Here is a 24,119-nt window from a genome sequence, read left to right on the forward strand (position 1 = left end):
AAAAGACTAAAATAGGAACAGATATTAAAAAACATGTCTGTTTATTAGTTCCTATTAAATAACCATAATTAATAAGTCAGCAAGGAACTCCGTATTCCCGCCAAAGCCTAATACAAGAGAAGTAATCACCATGAGAAAATACTATCTTAATAAGCTAAAAAATACGTCTAGCAAGCTCGAGAGAGAAGCACTGAGAACACTTATAGAGCTATGTAACTGGCGTTATTAGTACACATTTAGCACCGAGTTTACGCGAGTTGAGTACCACTTAATATGCTCCACCCCCAACATGAGTTAGGTCTCAACTCGCTTTTTCCTTCCAAATACCTTTTCAACCCCGCCGTACCAGTAACTCATTCGTTCGATAAACTTACGTTGTCGACTCGACAAATTTAATTCATTTTCTTAGTTAAACGAAAAGCCTTAAGGTTCGCTCCAAAGTAAGCAAGGAGCCTCAGAAAAACTGAAAGCTCAGAGAACAACTCATTTATTTGCAGTTACCAATCAGGTATTAACTAAGGAAACGCCATGCGTATCGCCATTCTTTCTCGCAATGAAAACCTATACTCTACTTCTCGCTTAAAAGCGGCAGGAGAAGCTCGTGGTCACCATGTTGATGTTATCGACACGCTGCACTGTGATATAGATATTGCGAGTAACAATCCGAAGATTCGCTACATGGGTGAAGAGCTACCTCAATACGATGCTGTTATTCCACGTATTGGCGCTTCCATTACCTTTTACGGCACTGCTGTTGTGCGCCAATTCGAAATGATGGGCACTTTTTGTATCAATGAGTCAGTCGCTATTAGCCGTTCTCGCGACAAACTACGCTCACTGCAACTGCTGTCTCGTAAAGGCATTGGCTTACCAAAAACAGGGTTCGCGAGTCGCCCAGACAAGATTCAAGACTTGATCAAAAACGTAGGTGGCGCGCCACTGGTTATCAAGCTTCTTGAAGGAACTCAAGGTATCGGCGTTGTTCTAGCCGAAACAAACAAAGCAGCTGAAAGCGTCATCGAAGCATTCATGGGCTTAAAAGCGAACATCTTGGTTCAAGAGTTCATAGAAGAAGCAAACGGCGCAGACATCCGTTGTTTTGTTGTTGGTAACAAAGTAATTGCAGCAATGAAACGTCAAGCTGGTAAGGGGGAATTCCGCTCTAACCTGCACCGTGGTGGCACGGCTCAACTGGTAAAACTCACCAAAGAAGAGCGTGCAACAGCAATTAATGCAGCTAAAATCATGGGATTAAACCTATGTGGTGTCGATATTCTACAATCTAAAAATGGCCCTGTAGTAATGGAAGTTAACTCCTCCCCAGGTTTAGAAGGTATTGAGAAAGCGACTGGAAAAGATGTTGCTGACATGATTTTTGACTTTGTCGAAAAAAATGCTAAGCCCAATGCAAACCGCACTCGCGGCAAAGGCTAATTGAAAGGTTAACTATTAAAAAATCGCTTTAACCGCGATAATAACTAAATGAGCCGTAAACCAATGATTGGAAAAAACATGAATCAGAAAATGATCATAGGGAACACTGAAGCAATTTGCTTACCGGAGTTAGGGATAACTGGATTACATACGCGTGTAGATACAGGGGCTAAAACCTCTTCGCTACATGTGGATAACCTGCTCTGCAGTGAAACTGACGGTGAAAGCTACGTTGAATTTGATTTACACCCAGACATCTACCACCTTGAAGAAATAGTTCGCTGCAAAACCAAATTAAAAGCAAGTAAACGAATCAAGTCATCAAACGGTGAAGTAGAAACTCGCTGTGTCATTGAAACTATGCTTAAAATAGGTGATCAACAGTGGCTTATCGATATCACGCTGAGCAACCGTCAAGACATGACCTACATGATGCTTCTTGGTCGTCAAGGAATGAGCGACAAAGTGATTGTTGATCCAGCAGGTGAATTCCTACTGACTCGCTAATCCAAATCATCGTAACCGAACCACAGGTTATAACAAAATAAGGCCCGTCTCGTAACGGGCATTTTTGTTTACCTATTTATGTCCTACCTTTCTACAGTCAGTACTTTTGGTGTTGCGGTTTTCCACTTACTTTCTAAGACTTACCATGATACTGAAAACCAAATCGCCAAATAGATAACAGTAAATTCTTCATTTTAATTTTCGTTACACGCCAATGAGTCACCGGTCTTCTTGGGGCACTTGTTAGCAAGTGTTCAAAGGCTGTCTGACTAAAATCCACCTGTCCTCCATGCGCCACCAGCAAAGTATCAACCTGCATGTCATAAATACGAGATACCGACTCTCGATATTGATTCGGATGAAAGATGGGAAACGGCGGAATCAGTTTCTTTTTAACCTCCACCATTAAATCAGCCACATAAGCGACGCTATGCGAAGGACAATAAACGGACAGGTCTCTGTCGGTATGACCCGGCGTTTCTAGAACCAACCAGTCATCAAAACCCGGAATGCTGTCACCATCCGACAGCTTATAATCCGGCTTTAGCTTTCTTGAATACCATAGGTTTGCTTTAGGCTTACCAAGCCTATTTGCCATCCACCTAGCAAGGGCAAGATCGGTTAGGTGCATCAATATACCATCGACTCCTTGATACCAGTCCTTATCTCGGTTCGCTGCCACCAAATTACAGTTAGTCAGCTTTCTAAGCTTATGTGCTGCACCCGCGTGATCTGGATGCATGTGTGTCACGACCACTGTATGCAGGTCATTAAATTCACGACCAAGCTCATCTTCAATGAAAGCTTTAAGATGGGGAATATCCGCTCGGCATGCGCCATCAAGTAACAGCAGCCTGTCTGGGTACTCTACGAGATACATGTCTTGGATATAACCTTTGATTGTATGAATCTGCAAATTGTATTCCTATTCGCTGTCCCTGCTGATGGGTAAAACTTAACAATTTTGAAACAATTATGCTCATCAGAATATAGTAAATATGACTGAAATGTAATTTTTTGAATCATTGCCTACCGATAATAAAAACCTTAGCCGAATACCTCATCAATAAGTATGTGTAATAACGTCCGTTACATGCAGTTGATTTTTAACACTTAAGAGCATTTATATTTTAGTAACATCGCCGTTATTAGCTATCTATAACAATACTTTTCAATCTATTATCAAATAAAATTTGAAAGTATAACAAATATAGCACTGTTGAAAATTGACAACCTTCCAGTAACATTTACATCAATTACTAAGGGGAAAACAATGAAGAAAACAGTAATCAATACCGTTCTTGCGAGCGCTATTCTATCCACTTATGCGTATGCAGAAACTGAACTGACTCCAGAGCCAGAACAAGCTACCGTTGTTGCTACAATGACTGAACGTCCGGGCAACCCTTCCGTCACACCGGATGGACGTTTATTATTAAGTGTTCATCCGCTTGACAACCCAACAACCAAAGTCATCGAGTTAAGTGTAGCTGGAAATCAAACGCCATATCCGACGATGAAATATGCACAAGGTGATGATTCTCTATTTAAAGCCGTCATTGCTATTCGTACGGATGATAACGGAGTCGCGTGGATCCTAGATCTAGCAACCCATACCATAACTGGTTGGGATACTCATAAAGAGACGCTGGTCAAAACGATAAAAATACCGGCTTCCGTTTTGAAACCGACAAGCTTCCTCCAAGACTTTGCGCTAGACCAAAAAAGACAGCGTATAATAATCGCCGATATGACTCAAAATGACCTGAAAAGTGAAGCAATTCCAGCCTTTGTAACCGTAGATCTCAAGACAGGGGAAGCGGTGCGTGTAGCAGAAAATCACCCGTCGATGAAAGCCGACAGTAAAACCGGTTTTGCTTTAAACCCAATCACCATTGATCCATCTTACGAATGGGTTTATTTCGGGGCCGTCAATGGTCGCACCGTTTATCGAGTAAAAGCGAGCCACTTTGACAACAACGGACAGACAGTCGCAAGCAATATAGAAAAATACGCTGATAAATCTTATTCAGATGGCATTACGGTAGACAGCGCTCAGAACGTTTATGTTACTGATATAGAAAACAATGCAATCGGAGTGTCCACCCCACAAGGGTACCGAATTATTGCCACGCTATCAGACAACCAAACTTGGCCTGATGGCATGTCATTTGGTCCTGATGGTTATATTTATATAACGGTCAATCAACTTGATCGAACCGCGGCTTTAAATAACGGTACAGATACAGGGACCCGACCATTCGAAGTCGTAAAAATCAAAGCCCTCGCCACAGGATCAACGGGGCGATAATCAAGCAGTAGTGAGCCGATCAATAGGCTCACTACTCACTTCTCCAATTTTTTCCTTTCAATCCCCGCTGGTAAAATAAAGATATAAATCGTGACGACAAAATACGTGATTTGTTGACCTGAGTTATTAGGACTATATATGCGCCTCTAATTTATTGTCAGAGTGCTATACATGAATCAACTAATCGATGCTCTTTCTACCCATGGCTATTTTGTTTGGGATGACTTCTTAACTCACGAAGAAGTGATGGCATTGAAGGATTGCATTCCAGAAGCCTGGAAAAAGGCTAAGATTGGCCGTAACGATGACGTAACGCAAGAATCGACTATTCGTAGTGACAAAATTCAGTGGGTAAATCGCGATACAGGAGAGCCAGCTTCTCTGTTCTTAGACAAAATGGAGCAAATTCGTTTAGCTGCAAACCAAGCATTCTATTTAGGCCTATTCGAGTACGAAGCGCACTTTGCCAAATACGAAAAAGGTGACTTCTATCAGAAGCACTTAGACTGCTTCAAAGGCAATGAAAACCGCCGCCTAACCACGGTTTTTTACATGAATGATGAGTGGACGGAAGAAGACGCAGGTGAGTTAATCATTTACGACCTAGACAATAATCACATCGCAACCATTCCACCAAAATCCGGTCGTTTGTTAGTGTTCTTATCTGAACAGTTTCCACACGAGGTTTTAACAACAAATACCGAGCGATTCAGTATCGCAGGTTGGTTTCGTATTAACGGCGTTAAAGACAACCAGCTCGACATCGCGCACTAAAATTTTGCCTCTCTATCTTACTGAAAGCCTGTTCATCAAGAGGCTTTCAGTAATGAGCGAACCTTTATAGAGGAACGAACAAAGTCACTATCCAAACCATCATTAACCTTCCCCCTTAAATAAAATCGAAATGAATCTTTCATACCACTGAAACGATTTAGCCACGTAAGTGAAATATGCCCTGTTCAAGATAACTTCAAACGATACCCCTACCGTCTCGTTAACACTCTTGATCAAAATCTCATACGAATTTCATCCAAAAGGAAACTAAGATGAATAAGCTAATTTTAGCAGGCGTTCTTTCGGCAACAGCAGCAATGCCAGCTTTCGCAACGACTCAAGTCACTTGGTGGCACGCAATGGGCGGCCAACTTGGAGAAACCGTCAATAAAATTGCGACAGACTTTAACGCATCACAAGACGATTACGAGATCACGCCAATCTACAAGGGGTCATACACTGAGACCTTAACAGCGGGCATTGCAGCATATCGAGCAGGTGAAGCACCAAATATTCTACAAGTTTTCGATGCGGGTGCAGCAACCATCATGAACGCTAAAGGCGTCGCGAAACCAGTACAAGATATTCTGGTTGAGTCTGGCTACAGCTTTGATTCGAACGATTACCTAGCGGGGGTTCGTAATTTCTACGCTGATAACGAAGGCAAAATGGTCGGGATGCCTTTCAACAGTTCTACCCCGGTTCTGTACTACAACAAAGATCTTCTTTCCGAAGTCGGTGTCGATGCACCCAAAACATATGAAGAATTAGAAGTGGTGGCTAAGAAACTGAAAGCAGAAGGTCATATTGCATTCTCTCAATCTCTAACACCATGGATCATGTTCGAAAACTTTAAGTCACGCCATAACCTACCAGTATCAGACCAGAACAACGGCTATGACGGCTTATCGACTAAAATCATGTTCAACACCAAAGACATGATGATGCACGTTAGCAAGATGAAAGAGTGGTCAGATCTAGGCTACTACAAATATTACGGTAGCGATTGGGATGCGAACCAAACTCCTTTCGAACGTCAAGAAGTGGCAATGTGGATGGGCTCTTCAGGCTCGTTCGGTGGTTTACGTAGCCGCGTATCTTTCGAGTTAGGCACCACTTACCTCCCATACTGGAAATCGGTCAACCCGGATGCTGGCTTAACCTTCATTGGTGGTGCTGCTCTGTTTGCTCTCAATGGTCACAAACCGCAACAAGACAAAGGTGTCGCGGCGTTTTTTGATTACCTGACCAAACCTGAAACTCAAGTTTACTGGCACAAAACAACTGGCTATGTACCTGTCACAACAGCCGCTTATGACTTAGCGAAAGAGTCTGGTTACTACAACGAGCAACCTGACGCCGAAGTGGGTGTTAAGCAGCTAAGCCTAAAATCTGGCGAATGGACTAAGGGTTACCGCTTAGGTTATTACCCACAGATTCGTGAAGTGATGCACCGTGAGTTCGACAACATCTTCGCTGACCGCTCTAGCGTCAAAAACAGCTTAGATAAAGTCGAAGATGAAAGCAGCAAGTTACTGAAACGCTTCGCTCGTACGATGAACTAATTCTGCTTTTTAACCAAAGCAGATAACTGAGCCAAAAGCTTAGCGAACCAAAGCTGTTCATTGCTCCTCACCACTTGTCACTGCGTTATTAAAAACGTAATGGCAAGGTGTGAGGAGATTCTTCACTAGCGCCATTTCTTGCTCCAAAAACTATAACTCAACTGGATGCATGTCTTGATATCGCGCGAGTGGTCACTGTCACTAACTTTTTTGGACTACCCTGTGGAACAACGTCAACAATTCTTTCACTCTCCGTTGCCTTACTTATTTTTAGCGCCTCAGATACTCATCATTGCGATTTTCTTTATCTACCCAGCGGCAAAGGCGGTTTACCTTTCATTTATGTTAGAAGATCCTTGGGGCACTTCCTCCATCTTCGTGTGGTTCGAAAACTACCAAATGCTATTCGAATCGAGTGAGTATCTGAGCTCAATTGGTTTCACCTTAATGTTCGCGATTGTGGTCTCTTTCTTATCGCTTGCCTTAGCGCTGCTGCTCGCCGTAAAAGCCGACAACATCATTCACGGACAAGGCGCTTACAAAGTCACGCTCACTTGGGTTTATGCGGTTGCTCCTGCAATCGCAGGCGTAATTGGTGCTTTCTTGTTTAACCCACACATTGGCGTGTTCACTGAAATATTTGCCGTGGTGGGTTGGGACTTCAGCTTCCAGACCGATCCTGTGGATGCCACGTTTGCTCTGGTTTTGGTTTCAGTATGGAAACAAGTCTCAGTAAATTTCATCTATTTTCTAGCAGGTCTTCAGTCTATCTCTTACGCGGTAAAAGAAGCTGCAATGCTAGACTGTGTCAGCGACTCGAAACGCTTCTGGACAATTACCTTTCCATTACTCGCACCTACTGGATTTTTCCTGTTGGTCATCAACCTCACCTACTCGTTCTTTGAAACCTTTGGCGTGATAGACACCATGACCAATGGCGGCCCAGGCGGTACCACAACGTCACTAGTGTACAAGGTGTATCGCGATGGCTTTGTTGGCGCTGATTTGGGCGGCAGCTCGGCACAATCGGTTGTGTTGTTGCTGTTAGTACTGACGCTCACTTTTATCCAGTTTCGCGTTGTAGAAAAGCGTGTTCATTACTAGCCCATCACAGCTAGGTTTGAACACGACAGGAGTAAATAATGAAAAGTAATAAGATCACTGACCACCTAATTTTAATTGCTGGAATGCTGTTTATGTTGGTCCCAATCTGGCTGATATTCGCCAGTTCAACCCATAACCCAAACACCATTGTCAGCGATGGCTTACAGTGGCTACCAGGCGATAACTTTACAGCTATCTATAGCGAAGCCTGGAACAAGAGTATGGGCTTTAGTGGTGAAGTCACCGCCAGCAAGATGATCGCCAACTCGATGATCATGGGGCTAGGTTTTGCGATTGGTAAGATCATCATTTCAATGATGGCGGCATTTGCTTTGGTATACTTCCGGCTTCCCTACGCGACAGCTTGGTTTTGGTTGATCTTCGTAACCCTGCTACTGCCACTAGAGGTTCGTATTATCCCGTCTTATGAGGTTGTCGCTGGGCTTGGGCTGCTCAATAGCTATACCGGCTTGATTCTGCCTTTGATTGCCTCTGCCACTGCAACATTCTTTTTCAGGCAGTTCTTCAAAACGATTCCCGACGAACTGCTCGAAGCCGCTCAGTTAGATAACGCAGGCCCATTTCGATTCTTTGTCGATATCTTACTGCCGCTGTCTAAAACCATGATCGCCGCGATCTTCATCATCATGTTTGTGGTGGGTTGGAACCAGTACTTGTGGCCGATCATGATGACAACAGATGAAGGTTACAACACGATCGTGATGGGTATTAAACAAGTACTCAACAACATCAATGAAACCAGTTTACCGCGCTACGACTATGTTTTCGCCATGGTAATTTTAGCCATGTTGCCACCTGTTTTAGTGGTGATTGTATTTCAACGTTGGTTTGTAAAAGGGCTAGTAGAAAGTGAAAAATAATAACAAAAAGATTCTGATCAAAGACAATCGCATTCAATCACTCGATGAGTACAAGACATCTCACCAAACAAGTCACCAAACTTCTCACCAAAAAACGGAGGGCACTTCGATGTCAATTCATAATCAAGCGGGCAAAGGACATAAGCACAATCAACCAATCATGTTAAGTCTTAAGAATTTGGTAAAGACCTACGAAAATGGTCACCGCGCTGTCAAAGATGTCTCGCTTGATATCGATAAGGGTGAGTTCCTTGTATTGGTTGGCCCTTCTGGTTGTGGAAAATCTTCTATCCTACGTTCTATTGCTGGCCTGGAAAGCATCTCTGGTGGTGAAATTCACTTGGGTGGTCGCCGTGTTGATAACGAAAAGCCAGCTCAACGTGATATCGCAATGGTCTTTCAGAACTATGCGCTCTACCCACACATGACTGTGTATAAGAATCTGGCTTATGGTTTGAAAAATCGCGGCGTCAGCCAGCATATTATCGAAGAAAAAATTGAGAGAGTCGCCAAAACGCTGAAAATCGAAGAATACCTAGACCGTAAACCCGCCAAGCTATCCGGAGGTCAACGCCAACGTGTTGCAATGGGACGAGCGATCGTCCGCGACCCACAACTGTTCTTATTTGATGAGCCTCTGTCCAACCTAGATGCATCGCTGCGTGCACACATGAGGTTAGAAATTAAAAAGCTACAGCGCGAACTCGGTGTCACCAGTGTTTACGTGACTCATGATCAAGTTGAAGCCATGACTTTGGCAGATAGAATAGTGGTTCTCAACAAAGGCCAGATTGAACAAGTTGGTACGCCAAAAGAAGTCTACCACCAGCCTGCTAGTACCTTTGTTGCAAGCTTCATTGGCAGCCCTGCGATGAACTTTTTATCAGCCACAATCGACGACGGTTATCTTGAAATTGGCGATCAACAGATGTATTTACCCGAGTACGCCCACGTAAAAAATACAGCTATCACGCTTGGTATTCGCCCAGAACACTCTGATGTTTGCGCAGACTTGGTCATGAACACGCTGCCGCTTGAATTACGTATCAACGTCGTTGAGCCTTTAGGACCAAACCAATTAGTTCATGGCCTTGTCAACGAACAACCATTTATCGCAGTAACACCCGAGACGACCCTATGCCAAGCGGTACCGCTCGGGTTGAGTATTGATAAATCCAACCTGCACATTTTTGACAGTCATGGCAAACGCATTCACCCGAATAACGTCACATCACAGGAGCCACACGAAGATGCGATAAGCTTAACGACGGCTCTAGCGTAATCGAGTACACTGATATTTAATGCATTTTTGCGGTGTGTCTTTAAGAGGGATTAATTATGTCGTCTATCATCGTAGGTCATCGTGGGGTAGCAGGTACTCACCCAGAAAATACCAAAGCAAGCATTGAGCAAGCTGCTAAGCTCGGTTTGAAATGGATTGAAGTAGATATTCAACCAACCCAGGATGATCAACTTGTGGTTTGCCATGATCACACTCTGGAGCGCTGTAGCGATGGCAAAGGGCGTGTTGATGAACACACCCTTGCAGAACTGCGTCAGCTCGATTTTGGCAGTTGGAAGTCTGAACAGTTCGCTGGAGAAAAAATACTGACATTGGAAGAGTTGCTCGCGCTTGTTGAGCAACATAGTCTTAGCGTCAACCTAGAAATTAAAGTCGATAGCCGACATCAGGCGCCTCATGTGGTTGATCTATTGCACGATGAGTTAATTCGCTCAAACCTAGACACCGATAAGGTCTTGCTATCTAGCTTCAGCCACCAGGTTATAACGGAGATAGCTCGTCACTTACCGAGATACCGAGTTGGAGTGATCACAGAGCAACTGACTCAAGCTGATTTGATGCTGATTAATGAAGTCAAAGCGTTCAGCTGTCACATGAATTATAAGCACGTTAATCAGAGCGATCTCGATACACTCAACGAAGCAAACATTCAAACCTGGTGCTACACCGTAAACGATCCGTCTCGCTTCAAATTTCTCTCAAACGTGGACGCGATATTTACTGATTTTCCTAACAAATTCAGTTCTATAAATTGATAGTCCGAGCACTGAGAAATAGAACGGAGAGTTAAAAATTAACCGTTAGAAATCTCAAAATTCGATAACAAACAAAAGCGAGTATGGGCAGCTATCAACTACCATTCGATATGGATAGGGGTGCCCATTTTTACGAGTTGAATAAACTCATCCATGTCTTGGTTAGTTAGTGCAATACAACCATCAGTCCAATCAAAGCTTTGAATAAAGCTAGGTGAACGCAGTTCACCATTTTTAATACCATGGACTTTGATATTACCTCCAGGAGTTACATTATGTTTCTCTGCCCATTGCCTATCGGAAGAGCGAGGGTAATTGATGTGTACTGAACGATAGAAGTCAGAATCTTCCATAATATAATCAAGTTGATACTGACCTTCTGGCGTGCGGTGATCACCTTCAAAGCGTTTATGCCCTTTGGGCTGCTTGCCTAATGCAATCCGAAATTCCTGTATGACTTCTTCCCCTTTTAATAAATACATTCGACGCTTCGATTTATCGACCTTAACCAGAGTTACTGCCGGTAACTTCGGTTCTAATTCAGAAATGGTATCTGGCTTAAGGTAAACCCGCCGAGATGATCGTTGAGAGAGTTGGGCAATTTGTTGGCTAGAGTCCCCTTCAGCAGAATTATTTTTAAGAGTACCACCAGTAAGAACAGTGACATGCTTTGGATTTGTGGTTACTGATGAAGTAGTCGCACGATTAGATGGAGCAGACTCAAACACCATAGTTTCAATCGCTATCGCATCTGAAGCTATCTTTTCTACGACCAGTTTTTTGCCGTAAACAGACTCTTCCAACATTGATTCCGATGCAGCATATAGAGCGTGAGTCGACAACATTAAGTAAACAAATAAAAACCAAAGCAAGCGCACCCTTAAATCTCCTCAAAACGCATAGACATGGTTCGTGACTGAGTTTCCATCCCTAGCGACTCATAGAACCTTTGAGCTTGCTGGTTGAACTCCATCACTTCCAGTCGAAGCTCAATCGCGCCCCTAGATTGAGCCCAGTGATTAAATGACCTCATCAAAGATCGACCAACACCTTGATTCTGGACCTGTTCATTAACCACAATAGTGCTCACTCTCGCCACTTTATGCGGCTGAATAAAACTTACCCCTTTGTTCTGCGTCACTTTACCTGCTAAAAAGCCAACCACCTGTTGCTCATGAACCGCAACCAAGAAAGTCCCTAAAGGGTCGATCATCATGCCTAACCAGTACTCCTCACTGTCGGCGAAACCCTGTGAAGGTGGCGCAAATACCATAGGAGCACCAAGATGATGTTGACGGTTTATCTGATCAGAGAGTTCTAAGATTGAGCGTATATCAGCGACTTTGGCAGTACGAATTTGCATATCATTACCTTATTTTCTTTCAATGAAACCTTAGCAAAAAAGGCTTAGTTGTGCACTGTTATACAGGCTGCCTCAGGGGCCCTATCACTATCATTGACAGATACTAGGCTGTAATTTCAGGGGAATTGTTCCGCAAATCAGGGGAACATTTATAGTCGTTGAGTGCTACTATCGTTACAGAATTAATACGCTAACTATGGATACCTATATGATAAAGTTCGCTGTAATTGGCACCAATTGGATTACACAAAAGTTTGTTCAAGCTGCCCATGACACACAATCAATGCAACTTGGTGCGGTATATTCACGTAACCTAGACAGCGCCGCGCAATTTGCGCAAGAGTTTAACGTTAAAACAAACTACGATTCACTCGAAGCGCTAGCGAATGATAGCACTATCGAAGCCGTGTACATCGCTTCACCTAACTCATTACATTGCGAGCAATCAATATTGATGATGGAGCATGGCAAGCATGTTATCTGTGAAAAGCCTGTTGCATCGAATATTGATGAAGCGACTCGAATGTTTAAAATAGCCAAACAAAATGATGTGGTGTTATTTGAGGCGTACAAATCTCAATTTCTTCCGAATTTTAAACAAGTTCAATTGGGGTTAGAAAAAATCGGCAAAGTGCATAAAGCACACATCAATTACTGCCAATATTCCTCGCGCTATCAAAAATATCTAAATGGAGAGAAGCCAAATACTTTCAACCCCGCTTTCTCTAACGGCTCGTTGGTCGACATCGGTTTTTATTGTGTAGCTGCGACAGTCGCACTATTTGGCAAACCTGAAAATGCGCAGGCTTCTGCAAAGCTACTGGATTCAGGCGTTGATGCTCATGGTTGTGCAATCTTCCAATACCCAGAATTTGACGTAACCCTTGCGCACTCCAAAGTGAGCGACTCCTATGCGCCAAGTGAGATCCAAGGAGAGTTTGGAGCTATCATCATTGATCATATCGCCGAATGTACCGATGTTAAGATCCACTACCGTGATGGCAGTATTGAGAACCTCACTCAATTACAGAGCGAAAACTCAATGAGTTATGAAGCACAAGCCTTTGCAGACTGCATTGGTGGCGATCAAACTACTGAATCTCAAGCAGAACAACGCGCTTTAACCGTTGCTCAGTTAATTACAGAGATGCGTCAGCAAGTTGGTGTCGTTTACCCTGCTGACAAATAGAGCTACCCAGCACGTTAAAATACTGATTTTGAAGACATACTAATTTATGCATAACCAAATTTAATCTTTACGACAAAGAACCGGATTAGTTGATTTAAGTTCGATCTGTTTAAATTCGCGTTCGATATCCATCGTATTTATTTAGTTTGTTGAAGGTGTGTAAAATGTTTTCAGTTGATGATCGCGTTATGGCAACAAAAGGGGTTGATCTTGGTGAAATGGTAGTAACGGGCCTAAGTGCTGGCGGTTTCTACGTTCACGTTACAACGGTAGAAGGCGCAATGCCGCTAACTTACCCAATGCAAGACCTTAAAAAAGCATAGTTTGATTACTCCGCTCATTTAGCAGCCACTCTGCTAAAGATAACAGAATTAAGGCTTTGGCTACTCCTCTTTGTTAGGACGATCAGCCAGAGCCTTTTTTATATCAGCAATTCTCCCCCAGTGCTCTCCATTGGCTTCCCCATCACAATAAATGCCCTTACCAGTGGCTAATACCACCAACAAAAACCCTTTAAAATAAATCACTTAACTTACAATTTGCCTATTTTCAGTTGATATTGGTTATTAGAGAAAGCTTATTTTTAACAACATCTTCTGGTATATTAGCAACATCTTATACTGATAATAACCATGAACTGAGGGAAGCTATGAAGCTTTACATCTACGACCACTGCCCTTTCTGCGCAAGAGTTGCCTACATTGCCCAATCTCTAAGCTTGAACATCGAACTTATTTCTGTCGATTATGATGACGCCCAAACCCTTATCGACCTTATTGGTAAAAAGATGGTGCCAGTCTTACAGAAAGACGATGGCTCTATCATGGCTGAAAGCTTAGACATCATCGCTTACTTCATGGATTTGAAATCAAGCAACGAACAACGTGAACCGTCAGAGCAGGCTACACTTTTCCAAAACCGTTCGTTCCCTCTCACTCAACAGATTGGACGCCCACGTTGGTGGAATCTCGATTTGGCTGAATATCGCTCTGTGGGAAGCAAAGAAGCTTGGCGTGCAAGTAAAGAGACAGAAGGTTTTAACTTTGAAGAACTCTTAGAAAACACACCGCAATACGTCCAACAAATCAACCCATTGCTAAAAGATGCTGAGCTTTTACTGGACTTAGAAAATGGCGAGTCATCACTGCCTATCATTGATCAAGCACTCTATTTCTCGATGCTACGTGGCTTCTGTGTTGAGTCAAGCATCACATGGCCACCAGCACTTGAGCATTGGCTCGAAAAACAGAGCAAAACGCTCAGCATTAAGCTTCTTCGATAATTTGTTCGTTCGATAAATCATCAACAGCTAACCTAAACGGAAAATCGAAGCGCCTCGACCTATCATCGTGAGCTTCGATTTTATGCTACTCCTCAACTTTCTTTTGTTCCTCAACTCTCTTTTGCTACAACAAGCGTCTTCTCAAACCAGTACGCTCCAAAATTCGTGTCGAAATCTCTTCAACCGATAGCGAAGACGTATTGATGTAAGGTATCGCTTCTCGGCGAAACATCGACTCTACCGTTTGCAATTCATACAGGCATTGCGAGTCACTCGCGTATTCACTGCCCGCTAAACGGTTCTCACGAATCTCCGTCAGCCTTTCTGCATCGATGGTTAAGCCAAATAGCTTGTGTCGGTAGATCTCAAATTCAGGCAACAGCTTCAAGCGCGCTAAATCGTCGTGGATGAATGGGTAGTTTGCGACACGCAAACCAAACTGCATTGCCATATACAAGCTTGTCGGTGTCTTACCGCTTCGAGACACACCCAATAGGATGATATCCGCCTCTTCGAGCCCTTTAAGCGTAATGCCATCATCATGAGCCAGCGTGTATTCAATCGCAGCAATACGGTCGAAGTACTTCACTGAATCTTTATTAACACTACGTGAACGCTGCAACTTAGGCACCGGGGCCATCTGGGTATCGTCTTGCACTTTCTGCACAATACTCTCTAGCACGTCATAGCAGTGCGCTGGTGCCTCCAAAAGCTGCTGCTTAATCTGCGGAATCACAATCGAAAAAAAGACCAGAGGCTGGTTACCAGTCTCACGATACGAAATTTCAATCTCTTTTAATAAATCAGAAAGTTTGTCTTCACTTTCAACAAACGGGAAGGTTTTTTCGTTAGCTTCGAATGGGAATTGACCTAGAACAACATGCCCTAAAGTCTCACATGTTATGGCCGTTCCATCAGAAACATAGAATACATCACGACTTTGGATATCAATTTGCATTTTTTATTTAATGTTTAAAATTATTTTGAGTAGGATAGACACCATAATATATATAACGAAACCCTGCTGACTATTACGTCCCCCACAGCTTTGAAAAATACTTAACATTTTTTTTAGCCTTTGCGTAATCGTTTGCTTTTAAATCCCTACAATGCTTGCTATGTTTCTGGAGAAATAAATGCAAAATAATACCCTATGGTTCAATGGCCTATCCATGGAAGATGTCGACAAAGTCGGCGGTAAGAACGCCTCACTGGGCGAGATGGTTTCTAACCTGTCCAATGCTGGTGTTTCTGTACCTAATGGTTTTGCTACCACTTCGTATGCGTTTAACGACTTTCTTGATTACAAAGGTCTTGATGAACGCATTCACCAACTACTTGATGAACTTGATGTTGAAGACGTTGACGCCTTGCGTAAGACAGGTGCAACGATTCGACAATGGGTTCTAGAGGCCCCCTTCCCAGAATCACTAGAGCAAGACATCCGTGATAACTACCGTGAACTAATTGAAGGCAACGAAGAATTGTCTGTAGCGGTTCGTTCATCTGCAACCGCAGAAGACCTTCCAGATGCTTCTTTCGCAGGCCAGCAAGAAACTTTCCTTAATGTGAAAGGTATCGACGCTGTACTAGAAGCAACCAAGCACGTTTACGCTTCACTATTTAATGACCGCGCTATCTCATATCGTGTACACCAAGGTTTTGATCATCGTGGCATTTCATTGTCTGCGGGTATCCAACGTATGGTTCGCTCAGACAAGGCCTCTTCAGGTGTCATGTTCACCCTTGATACTGAATCAGGATTCGACCAAGTGGTATTCATCACCTCTTCTTGGGGTCTAGGCGAAATGGTTGTACAGGGCGCTGTGAACCCAGATGAATTCTACGTTCACAAGCCAATGCTAGAAGCGGGTCACTACCCAGTTGTTAAAAAGACCTTTGGTTCTAAGTTGATCAAGATGATCTACTCGACCAACCAAGAGATCGGCAAGCAAGTTGATATCATCGACACGGATACGCAAGAGCGTAACGAGTTCTCACTGAACGATGAAGAGATCCAAGAGCTAGCGAAACAAGCGATGATCATCGAGAAGCACTACCAACGTCCAATGGACATTGAGTGGGCAAAAGATGGCATCGACGGCAAGCTTTACATCGTTCAAGCTCGTCCTGAAACCGTATGTTCTCAGAGCGACCTAAACGTTATCGAGCGTTACGAGCTAAATAACAAGGCGGATGTCTTGGTTGAAGGCCGTGCTATCGGTCAACGTATCGGTTCAGGCCCTGTTCGTTTGGTTGATTCTCTTGACCAAATGTCACTGGTTCAAGAAGGCGACGTATTGGTAACAGACATGACAGACCCTGATTGGGAACCTGTGATGAAGAAAGCCTCTGCGATTGTTACTAACCGTGGTGGCCGTACTTGCCACGCCGCGATCATCGCTCGTGAACTCGGTATTCCAGCAATCGTTGGTTGTGGTACAGCGACAAGTAACCTAAACGACGGCGATACCGTGACAGTGTCATGTTCTGAAGGTGAAACTGGCTACGTTTACCAAGGTGAGCTCGACTTCGAGATCAAACGTTCTGAAGTTGATGAGCTACCAATGCTGCCAACCAAAGTAATGATGAACGTGGGTAACCCAGATCGCGCCTTCGACTTCGCACAGATTCCAAACGAAGGTGTTGGCCTTGCTCGTTTAGAGTTCATCATCAACAAGATGATCGGTATTCACCCGAAAGCCCTATTAAACTTCGATGCTCAAACTGACGAGCTAAAAGCGGAAATCAGTGAACGTATTCGCGGCTACAAAGATCCAATCGACTTCTACGTAAGCAAACTAACAGAAGGCATCGCGACTATCGCGTCTGCATTCTGGCCTAAGCGCGTGATCGTACGTATGTCTGACTTTAAGTCGAACGAGTACAGTAACCTAGTAGGCGGCAAAGAGTTCGAACCACATGAAGAGAACCCAATGCTGGGCTTCCGTGGTGCATCTCGTTACATCTCACCAGTATTCGAAGATTGTTTCGAGCTAGAGACTCAAGCGATCAAACGTGTTCGCGACGAGATGGGTCTTAAGAACGTTGAAATCATGATTCCATTCGTTCGCACTCCAAGCGAAGCGGCCTCGGTTATCGACATTCTGGCTAAATTCGATCTTCGCCGTGGTGACCAAGGTCTGAAAGTCATCATGATGTGCGAGCTGCCATCCAATGCGATCTTGGCAGAAGAGTTCTTGAAGTACTTCGATGGCTTCTCTATCGGTTCAAACGACATGACACAGCTGACGCTTGGCCTAGACCGAGATTCAGGTGACGTTGCACACCTGTTCGACGAGCGTAACCCAGCTGTGAAAGCGATGCTTAAAATGGCTATCGACGCAGCAACCAAAGCCGGTAAATACGTGGGCATTTGTGGCCAAGGTCCATCTGACCATGACGACCTAGCAGAATGGTTAATGGAACAAGGCATCAGCTCTGTTTCACTCAACCCAGATACGGTTATCGACACGTGGTTGAAGTTAGGTAACGTTACGGATAAGTAACACTTAGCCTAATAAGCAGAGTCAACAAAGCCAGTCATCGTGACTGGCTTTTTATTTTCCTCAACGCTAGTCACACCGACCACTATTCTCTGTCGAAGCTGAATATGTATAGATCTGGTAACATTTATTGGTATCGAACTGACCTTACGTTATCCTTGAGGAAAATCTACATTGAGGGGTTTGTCACAGTGATAAGCCTTGCTTCAAGACTAATAAGAGTGTTATGAATTCGATAATTACAACCCCTTCGCCTTCTCTTGGCCGACAACTCTATACAATGACATGGCCAATGCTGTTTGGGGTACTCTCACTAATGAGCTTCCAGCTTGTAGACAGTGCTTTCATTGGTCAATTGGGTGTTCTGCCGCTCGCAGTTCAAGGTTTCACGCTTCCAATACAGATGATCATCATTGGTATTCAGGTCGGGCTGGGTATCGCTACAACGGCAGTCATTGCGAGAGCCATTGGTGCCAACGAAACACGCTATGCCAAACAACTTGGTGGATTAGTCATTGTAATGGGAAGCGTGAGTGTCGCGCTTTTCTCGGTCATCATCTATCTGCTTCGTGGACCCATTTTACAGCTTCTCGATGCGCCGCCAACGGTGTTGCCGATCATTGATTCTTACTGGATCTATTGGCTAGTCAGTTCTTGGACGGGTGCACTACTCTACTTCTTTTACAGTGTCTGTCGTGCTAATGGCAACACTATGCTGCCAGGCTCAATGATGATCGCGACCAGTATCATCAACTTGGTATTGGACCCGATTTTCATCTTTACGCTCGACATGGGTATCAACGGTGCAGCCATTGCAACCATTTTGGCGTTCGGCGCAGGCATCTTTATCGTGGCCCCAAAAGTGACCAAGAAGCATTGGATGACGTTCGACTGGCACGATCTTGATATTGGTAAGAGTGTTCGCTCCATCGGCAATATCATGGGCCCTGCGATGATCAGCCAACTGCTACCGCCAGTCTCTTCTATGCTGGCGACTAAACTACTTGCGGGTTATGGCACCGCAGCGGTTGCAGCTTGGGCGTTAGGATCTCGTTTTGAGTTTTTCTCAATTGTGGCAGTGTTAGCACTGACCATGTCAATGCCCCCTATGATTGGTCGCATGTTGGGTGAAAAGAACCTTGGCAACATACGTAGTCTTGTGAAGATTGCCGTTACCTTCGTGTTAGGTTTCCAATTGGTCATCGCACTAGTGACTTGGTTATTCTCTGGCGGGTTAGCGAACCTCATGACCAGTGACAACGATGTATCAACGATTCTGAACTATCACCTACTGATCGTTCCTATCAGCTTAGGGCCTTTGGGTATCTGTATGCTGATGGTGTCGATCTCTAACGCGTTGGGCAAGTCTTATACCGCATTAACGATTTCAGCACTGCGTCTGTTTGCTTTCTTCTTGCCTTGTTTATGGATTGGCTCCCAAGTTGCTGGAATTGAAGGCCTATTCTGGGGCGCCATGGTAGGTAATGTACTTGCAGGAACCTGTGCATGGTTTATGTACCAACGCGCGCTTGGACAAGTCGAGGCTAAGCTAGTCAGCTAGTAAATAGGAAGGAGCAAAAAGCAGCCACTCAGGCTGCTTTTTGTTATCTAAGTTCTGATATCCCTCCCTTCAAATGACTATCTTTTGTAAATAGAGCCTCTTAAGTGAACCTTAATCCCCACCCAAAAAGAATGCCGACCGACAATCATTTCAGTCTAACAATTACTAGCTAGATTTCCGCAAATAAGAAACATCCGTCGAGCCAATTTTTATCCCCCCCCTTAGAACTTGTCCTAGATCATTAAAGTATTCAAAAACGCAACCTTTGGTTTTAAATATGTAAACTTTGATGAAGTTTAAGAAATTAAACCATATCGAAGATGGTTTGGTGATCGTGTTCAAATTACGCTCTTAATTTAAGTTAAATTTTCGTTATTTGTTGATGTTTTGAACGTCTTTTATGGTTTACAGAAGTTAACTGCATCTTGTTCAAATACCACCAAAGGAGTAGATTTCAGTCATTGAGTTCAAAAATGTAAACCGAAATCATGAATGTAAAACAAGTTCGATTCACCGATGAAGACAGAGAATGTTTAAGCAATTACTTCCGCTTGGCGGACACAATTGCTGACTTGATTGGTCCCTACTGTGAGGTAGTTATTCACTCATTTGAAAGCTTAGAAAATTCTGTCGTGAAGATCGTCAATGGTCATCACACAGGTCGCGAAATCGGCTCGCCGATCACCGATTTAGGTTTACGCATGTGGAGTGCATTCGAGAAGACTGGCGAAGTTTCTCCAAAGAGCTATTTCACCAACGCAGCAGACGGTTCCCTACTGAAATCGACCACCTGTGTGTTGGCTGGCCCACAGCAAAAACCGATCGGCATGCTGTGTATCAACATGAACTTATCTTTCCCATTTCCAGAAATCGTCAAGACGCTGATGCCGCAGTGCAATGTACCTCAAACCATTGTCAGCGAGACATTTAGCAACAATGCGAATGACGTCATTCAGCAAGCATTGAGTTCAGCCATCAAAGAAGTTAACCAAGACGAGACGATTTCTTCCAAAGGTCGCAATAAAGCGATCATCCGTTGCTTATTTGATAACGGAGTATTTGAGCTAAAAGAGACGACGACACAAGTATCAGAGCAACTTGGGATCAGCCGTCAGGCGGTTTACAAGTTTATTCGTGAATTTAAATCAGAATAAAACCAATAATTTAGGAGTTACATCGTGAAACAGATCATTGCCACTGAACAAGCACCTGCAGCTATCGGCCCTTACTCACAAGGTACGTCTTACGGCGACATGGTTTATACATCAGGTCAATTACCTCTCGTTCCAGAAACCATGCAGTTTGTTGAGGGCGGCATCAAAGAACAGGCTCGTCAGTCTCTAGAAAACTTAAAAGCTGTATTAGAAGCGAGTAATGCTGGACTGGACACAGTGCTTAAGACAACCTGCTTCCTATCAGACATGGAGAACTTCGTAGCCTTTAACGAAGTGTACACAGAAGTGTTTGGTACAGAGAACGCACCTGCTCGTTCTTGTATTGAAGCAGCAAGATTACCAAAAGACGCATTGGTTGAAGTTGAAGCCATCGCATACAAAAAATAACCGACTTAGTTATTAATGGGTATCATAGGAGATTCTCATGAGCGTTTCATTTATTGGATTAAGCATACTGTTCTTTGGGTTCTACGCACTGCTGTCGAACTTCAAAAAGCAAAAGAAAAGTTTTAACTTCCGCGTACTAAGTGCGCTTGCTGCTGGCTTACTGTTCGGTGGCGCGATTCAACTTGTTTTCGGTGTCGGTAACGTTGCGACATCTGGCTTTGCTGAACTAATTTCCGTGTTCGGTAAAGGCTATATCAAACTTCTACAAATGATCGTTATCCCGCTCGTATTCGTGGCGATGATATCTTCGATCATGAACGTTGAAGGCGGCGGCGCGCTATCTCGTATCGCACCCAAAATCATCGGTATTCTACTTTTCACTTGTGCAATCTCAGCAGCCGTTGGTATCGCAAGTATTTACCTATTTGATATCGATGCGAACGCACTAGTAAGCACAATTGGCACAAACAGCGCTATTGAATCTCGCGGTGATTCACTGGTAGCAACACAAGATGCAATGGCGAGCAGTGGTCTGTCTGGTATGGCTCTGTCTATCATTCCAACCAACATCTTCGACATGCTAACGGGCTCTCAACGTACTTCTACGCTATCGACAGTATTGTTCGGTATGTTCCTTGGTTACTGTATCCTTCAAGTGAAGAATCGTAAGCCTGAGAAAGTGCAAAACTTCGTTGATTTCATCAACTCTGCAAAAGAAGTGGTGCTTTCAATGGTACGTGAAATCCTGAAGCTAACGCCTTACGGTGTATTCGCTCTGATGACCACGTTCATGATGACGAATGACCTATTCGCACTAGCTGAAATGGGCCATTTCCTTCTAGCAAGCTACGTTGCAATTGGCGTTATGTTCGGCATCCACTTCGTGATGGTGTCAATGTTTGGCCTGTCTCCTACTAAGTTCATGAAGAAAATCTGGCCAGTATTAGTGTTTGGTTTTGGTTCTCGCTCGAGCATGGCGGCTATCCCTCTAAACGTTGAAACACAAACTCAACGCCTAGGTGTAGACGAAGAAACAGCAAACATGTCAGCGACGTTCGGTACCAGTATCGGTCAGAACGGCTGTGCGGGCATCTACCCTGCAATGCTAGCAATCATGGCAGCACAAGTAATGGGTATGCCTGTAGACTTAAGCTTCATCTTACAGCTGATTGTAGTTATCGCGATTGCTTCATTCGGTATCGCTGGTGTGGGTGGCGGTGCAACGTTCGCAGCAGTAGCAGTACTAACCATCATGGGCCTAGACATCACAGTAGTAGCAATTCTGGTGTCTATCGAAGCTCTGATTGACATGGCTCGTACAGCGCTAAACATTTCAGGCTCTATGTTGTCTGGTGTTCTAACCGCTAAGAAAAACGGTTCGCTAAACACAGAACAATACGACGCTGACGTTACAGCGACAGTATCAAAAGAAGCAGCAGTATAATTCTCAAACTTAATTAAGAGCACTCCACGTGAGTGCTCTTCTGTTTTTCCTGAGTTCAGGTTATTTAGGTAGTAAATATGAAAGTTGTTGTTATAGGCGGTAGTGCCGCTGGTATGAGTTTCGCAGCAAAATACAAACGTAATCAGCCATCAGACGAAGTCATCGTTCTAGATAAGCGTAGTTACATCTCTTTTGGAGCATGTGGTCTACCCTACTTTGCAGGCGGCATGTTTGATGACACCGAGCGAATGATTTCTCGCACGCCAGAACAAGCCATTAAGTCAGGCTTAGATGTGCGTGTAGAAACAGAAATGGTGTCGTTCGACCGCATTGAAAAGCAAATTACGGTACGTCACCAAAATGAAGAAAGCGTCATCGATTACGATATGTTGGTCATTGCGACAGGTGCGCGACCAATCGTTCCATCATTCGGTGAATTCAATCCAGAACACATATACACACTAACAAGCATGGAAGACGGCTTGGCGGTTAAAGAGGCGCTAAAGGATAGTAACAAGCAGCGTGTGTGTGTTATTGGGGCAGGCTTTATCGGTCTGGAAGTATTCGACGCTGCACACGGCTTAAACAAACACGTGACGATCATCGAACGTGAACAGCACATCATGAGCCGTCAGTTCAGCCCAGAGATAATTGAAGTGGTCGAAGGAGCAATTCGAGAATCCGGTGCTGACCTTAAAACAGGTTGTAGCGTGTCTGCAATTCGCGATGCGGAGCAAGGTGGTTACATAGTAGAAACCGATAACGGCAACGTAGAAGCCGATGTCGTGATCCTGTCACTCGGTTTCAAACCAAATACTGAAGCATTCGAACTGCCAAAAGCTGCAAACGGTGCGTTATTGGTAAATGAATATGGCGCTACTGAAGACGCTTATATCCATGCCGTCGGTGACTGTGCCGTTGTCCATCATATGGCATTAGGCAAACCAATTTATGTCCCTCTAGCAACCACAGCCAACAAACAAGCGCGCATGATGGCAGACAAGTTAGCAGGTAAAGATACCTATATGTCAGGCTTCTTAGGTTCGTCTTGTTTGAAAGTGCTCGACTACGAACTGGCGTGTACTGGCGTATCTGAACGGCTTGCTAAAGAACACAGCTTAGATGTAAAAGTATCAACCATTTCAGATAAGAACCAAACCGATTACTACCCAGGCCAAGAAGACATCAAGGTTAAACTGGTTTATAACCCAGAGACTAACGTTCTTTTAGGTGGTGAAATCGTAGGTAAGAAAGGAGCAGTAGGTCGTATTAACGCGCTAGCTGTTGCCATCACTGCAAAGATGACCACACAGCAACTTGGTTACATGGACTTCTGCTACGCACCACCATTCTCCCGCACATGGGATGCGCTGAACGTGGCAGGTAACGTAGCCAAATAGGCCTTACTAGTCGCAAAGACATACAGCTAAAAATATTAAAGCAGAGCCTGAGCGCTCTGCTTTTTAATACCTAAACTCTACAGAAACAGAATAAGTTAACGACGTATCTAATAGTATTTGAGCTTTCTTTTACCAAATTCAAAACGAAAAAAGCCCGCTGATTTCTCAGCGGGCTTTC

Annotated in this window: 22 protein-coding genes; 18 read left to right on the plus strand and 4 right to left on the minus strand. The window is 44.0% G+C overall.

Annotation, left to right across the window (positions count from 1 at the left end):
- Window positions 1–528: 528 nt before the first annotated feature.
- Complete coding sequence (gene rimK / locus OCT63_RS18090) at window positions 529–1,434, plus strand: 30S ribosomal protein S6--L-glutamate ligase (RefSeq protein WP_017058742.1); 906 nt, start codon at window positions 529–531, stop codon at window positions 1,432–1,434.
- Window positions 1,435–1,512: 78 nt separating this feature from the next.
- Window positions 1,513–1,941 (plus strand): ATP-dependent zinc protease family protein, encoded by a 429-nt coding sequence (locus OCT63_RS18095; protein WP_046225032.1) that lies wholly within the window; start codon window positions 1,513–1,515, stop codon window positions 1,939–1,941.
- Window positions 1,942–2,074: 133 nt separating this feature from the next.
- Here the strand turns inward: OCT63_RS18095 and OCT63_RS18100 are convergent, their stop codons facing one another.
- Window positions 2,075–2,857, minus strand: coding sequence for an MBL fold metallo-hydrolase (locus tag OCT63_RS18100; RefSeq protein WP_269984223.1), 783 nt, complete (start codon window positions 2,855–2,857; stop codon window positions 2,075–2,077).
- A gap of 357 nt (window positions 2,858–3,214) precedes the next feature.
- On the opposite strand from OCT63_RS18100, the gene OCT63_RS18105 reads away from it, so the two are divergent.
- From OCT63_RS18105 to OCT63_RS18135, 7 genes are all read left to right on the plus strand, one after another.
- Window positions 3,215–4,252 carry an L-dopachrome tautomerase-related protein gene (locus OCT63_RS18105; protein ID WP_060469436.1) on the plus strand — a complete coding sequence of 346 codons (1,038 nt, stop codon included), beginning with the start codon at window positions 3,215–3,217 and terminating at the stop codon, window positions 4,250–4,252.
- Between the two features lie 171 nt (window positions 4,253–4,423).
- Window positions 4,424–5,026, plus strand: coding sequence for a 2OG-Fe(II) oxygenase (locus tag OCT63_RS18110; protein WP_269984224.1), 603 nt, complete (start codon window positions 4,424–4,426; stop codon window positions 5,024–5,026).
- A gap of 272 nt (window positions 5,027–5,298) precedes the next feature.
- On the plus strand, window positions 5,299–6,591 hold the full coding sequence (locus tag OCT63_RS18115) for an extracellular solute-binding protein (RefSeq protein WP_146442533.1): 1,293 nt from the start codon (window positions 5,299–5,301) through the stop codon (window positions 6,589–6,591).
- A 222-nt stretch (window positions 6,592–6,813) separates the two neighbouring features.
- The gene (locus tag OCT63_RS18120) at window positions 6,814–7,695 is read left to right on the plus strand and encodes an ABC transporter permease subunit (protein ID WP_161755259.1); all 882 of its coding nucleotides are present in this window, start codon (window positions 6,814–6,816) and stop codon (window positions 7,693–7,695) included.
- A 38-nt stretch (window positions 7,696–7,733) separates the two neighbouring features.
- Window positions 7,734–8,576, plus strand: coding sequence for a sn-glycerol-3-phosphate ABC transporter permease UgpE (gene ugpE / locus OCT63_RS18125; RefSeq protein WP_161755261.1), 843 nt, complete (start codon window positions 7,734–7,736; stop codon window positions 8,574–8,576).
- On the plus strand, window positions 8,566–9,858 hold the full coding sequence (locus tag OCT63_RS18130) for a sn-glycerol-3-phosphate import ATP-binding protein UgpC (RefSeq protein WP_269984225.1): 1,293 nt from the start codon (window positions 8,566–8,568) through the stop codon (window positions 9,856–9,858). Before ugpE ends, OCT63_RS18130 begins: the two co-directional genes overlap by 11 nt.
- Window positions 9,859–9,914: 56 nt before the next feature.
- Window positions 9,915–10,634 carry a glycerophosphodiester phosphodiesterase family protein gene (locus tag OCT63_RS18135; protein WP_161750684.1) on the plus strand — a complete coding sequence of 240 codons (720 nt, stop codon included), beginning with the start codon at window positions 9,915–9,917 and terminating at the stop codon, window positions 10,632–10,634.
- Between the two features lie 98 nt (window positions 10,635–10,732).
- On the opposite strand, the gene OCT63_RS18140 is transcribed toward OCT63_RS18135, so the two are convergent.
- Together OCT63_RS18140 and OCT63_RS18145 are read right to left on the minus strand one after the other, a co-directional pair.
- Window positions 10,733–11,512: a L,D-transpeptidase family protein gene (locus OCT63_RS18140; protein ID WP_269984226.1), complete on the minus strand. Its 780-nt coding sequence runs from the start codon at window positions 11,510–11,512 to the stop codon at window positions 10,733–10,735.
- Between the two features lie 2 nt (window positions 11,513–11,514).
- Entirely contained in the window at window positions 11,515–11,997 is a 483-nt protein-coding gene (locus tag OCT63_RS18145; protein ID WP_161679800.1) for a GNAT family N-acetyltransferase, read from the minus strand.
- A gap of 208 nt (window positions 11,998–12,205) precedes the next feature.
- Here OCT63_RS18145 and OCT63_RS18150 point away from each other — a divergent pair, with 208 nt between their 5' ends.
- The 3 genes from OCT63_RS18150 (at window position 12,206) to grxB (ending at window position 14,468) form a co-directional block, all read left to right on the plus strand.
- A complete protein-coding gene (locus OCT63_RS18150) occupies window positions 12,206–13,186 on the plus strand; it encodes a Gfo/Idh/MocA family protein (RefSeq protein ID WP_269984227.1) in 981 nt (326 codons plus the stop codon).
- A 164-nt stretch (window positions 13,187–13,350) separates the two neighbouring features.
- On the plus strand, window positions 13,351–13,509 hold the full coding sequence (locus OCT63_RS18155; protein WP_017058755.1) for a hypothetical protein: 159 nt from the start codon (window positions 13,351–13,353) through the stop codon (window positions 13,507–13,509).
- A 326-nt stretch (window positions 13,510–13,835) separates the two neighbouring features.
- Window positions 13,836–14,468, plus strand: coding sequence for a glutaredoxin 2 (grxB, locus tag OCT63_RS18160; protein ID WP_060469427.1), 633 nt, complete (start codon window positions 13,836–13,838; stop codon window positions 14,466–14,468).
- Window positions 14,469–14,592: 124 nt separating this feature from the next.
- Here grxB and ppsR read toward each other — a convergent pair whose 3' ends face one another.
- On the minus strand, window positions 14,593–15,426 hold the full coding sequence (gene ppsR / locus OCT63_RS18165) for a posphoenolpyruvate synthetase regulatory kinase/phosphorylase PpsR (protein WP_060469426.1): 834 nt from the start codon (window positions 15,424–15,426) through the stop codon (window positions 14,593–14,595).
- A 178-nt stretch (window positions 15,427–15,604) separates the two neighbouring features.
- On the opposite strand from ppsR, the gene ppsA reads away from it, so the two are divergent.
- The 6 genes from ppsA (at window position 15,605) to OCT63_RS18195 (ending at window position 23,941) form a co-directional block, all read left to right on the plus strand.
- Window positions 15,605–17,977, plus strand: coding sequence for a phosphoenolpyruvate synthase (gene ppsA / locus OCT63_RS18170; protein ID WP_269984228.1), 2,373 nt, complete (start codon window positions 15,605–15,607; stop codon window positions 17,975–17,977).
- 223 nt (window positions 17,978–18,200) lie between these two features.
- Window positions 18,201–19,535, plus strand: coding sequence for an MATE family efflux transporter (locus OCT63_RS18175; RefSeq protein ID WP_269984229.1), 1,335 nt, complete (start codon window positions 18,201–18,203; stop codon window positions 19,533–19,535).
- 488 nt (window positions 19,536–20,023) lie between these two features.
- The gene (locus OCT63_RS18180; RefSeq protein ID WP_269984230.1) at window positions 20,024–20,689 is read left to right on the plus strand and encodes a helix-turn-helix transcriptional regulator; all 666 of its coding nucleotides are present in this window, start codon (window positions 20,024–20,026) and stop codon (window positions 20,687–20,689) included.
- Window positions 20,690–20,713: 24 nt separating this feature from the next.
- Window positions 20,714–21,097, plus strand: a complete 384-nt coding sequence (locus OCT63_RS18185; RefSeq protein ID WP_269984231.1) for a RidA family protein — start codon at window positions 20,714–20,716, stop codon at window positions 21,095–21,097.
- 37 nt (window positions 21,098–21,134) lie between these two features.
- Window positions 21,135–22,541 carry a cation:dicarboxylate symporter family transporter gene (locus tag OCT63_RS18190; protein WP_269984232.1) on the plus strand — a complete coding sequence of 469 codons (1,407 nt, stop codon included), beginning with the start codon at window positions 21,135–21,137 and terminating at the stop codon, window positions 22,539–22,541.
- A gap of 77 nt (window positions 22,542–22,618) precedes the next feature.
- Complete coding sequence (locus OCT63_RS18195) at window positions 22,619–23,941, plus strand: CoA-disulfide reductase (protein WP_269984233.1); 1,323 nt, start codon at window positions 22,619–22,621, stop codon at window positions 23,939–23,941.
- Window positions 23,942–24,119 lie beyond the last annotated feature (178 nt).

The organism is Vibrio sp. RW (assembly GCF_027587105.1).
Taxonomy (GTDB): domain Bacteria; phylum Pseudomonadota; class Gammaproteobacteria; order Enterobacterales; family Vibrionaceae; genus Vibrio; species Vibrio toranzoniae.

Bases quoted from the DNA above. Each gene is read 5' to 3' on its own strand.
- OCT63_RS18155 (WP_017058755.1), top strand. From the start codon at position 13,351: ATGTTTTCAGTTGATGATCGCGTTATGGCAACAAAAGGGGTTGATCTT.
- OCT63_RS18175 (WP_269984229.1), top strand. From the start codon at position 18,201: ATGAATTCGATAATTACAACCCCTTCGCCTTCTCTTGGCCGACAACTC.
- OCT63_RS18150 (WP_269984227.1), top strand. From the start codon at position 12,206: ATGATAAAGTTCGCTGTAATTGGCACCAATTGGATTACACAAAAGTTT.
- OCT63_RS18115 (WP_146442533.1), top strand. From the start codon at position 5,299: ATGAATAAGCTAATTTTAGCAGGCGTTCTTTCGGCAACAGCAGCAATG.
- OCT63_RS18190 (WP_269984232.1), top strand. From the start codon at position 21,135: ATGAGCGTTTCATTTATTGGATTAAGCATACTGTTCTTTGGGTTCTAC.
- OCT63_RS18095 (WP_046225032.1), top strand. From the start codon at position 1,513: ATGAATCAGAAAATGATCATAGGGAACACTGAAGCAATTTGCTTACCG.
- grxB (WP_060469427.1), top strand. From the start codon at position 13,836: ATGAAGCTTTACATCTACGACCACTGCCCTTTCTGCGCAAGAGTTGCC.
- OCT63_RS18195 (WP_269984233.1), top strand. From the start codon at position 22,619: ATGAAAGTTGTTGTTATAGGCGGTAGTGCCGCTGGTATGAGTTTCGCA.
- OCT63_RS18145 (WP_161679800.1), bottom strand. From the start codon at position 11,997: ATGCAAATTCGTACTGCCAAAGTCGCTGATATACGCTCAATCTTAGAA.
- OCT63_RS18105 (WP_060469436.1), top strand. From the start codon at position 3,215: ATGAAGAAAACAGTAATCAATACCGTTCTTGCGAGCGCTATTCTATCC.
- rimK (WP_017058742.1), top strand. From the start codon at position 529: ATGCGTATCGCCATTCTTTCTCGCAATGAAAACCTATACTCTACTTCT.
- ppsA (WP_269984228.1), top strand. From the start codon at position 15,605: ATGCAAAATAATACCCTATGGTTCAATGGCCTATCCATGGAAGATGTC.
- OCT63_RS18135 (WP_161750684.1), top strand. From the start codon at position 9,915: ATGTCGTCTATCATCGTAGGTCATCGTGGGGTAGCAGGTACTCACCCA.
- ppsR (WP_060469426.1), bottom strand. From the start codon at position 15,426: ATGCAAATTGATATCCAAAGTCGTGATGTATTCTATGTTTCTGATGGA.
- OCT63_RS18110 (WP_269984224.1), top strand. From the start codon at position 4,424: ATGAATCAACTAATCGATGCTCTTTCTACCCATGGCTATTTTGTTTGG.
- ugpE (WP_161755261.1), top strand. From the start codon at position 7,734: ATGAAAAGTAATAAGATCACTGACCACCTAATTTTAATTGCTGGAATG.
- OCT63_RS18180 (WP_269984230.1), top strand. From the start codon at position 20,024: ATGAATGTAAAACAAGTTCGATTCACCGATGAAGACAGAGAATGTTTA.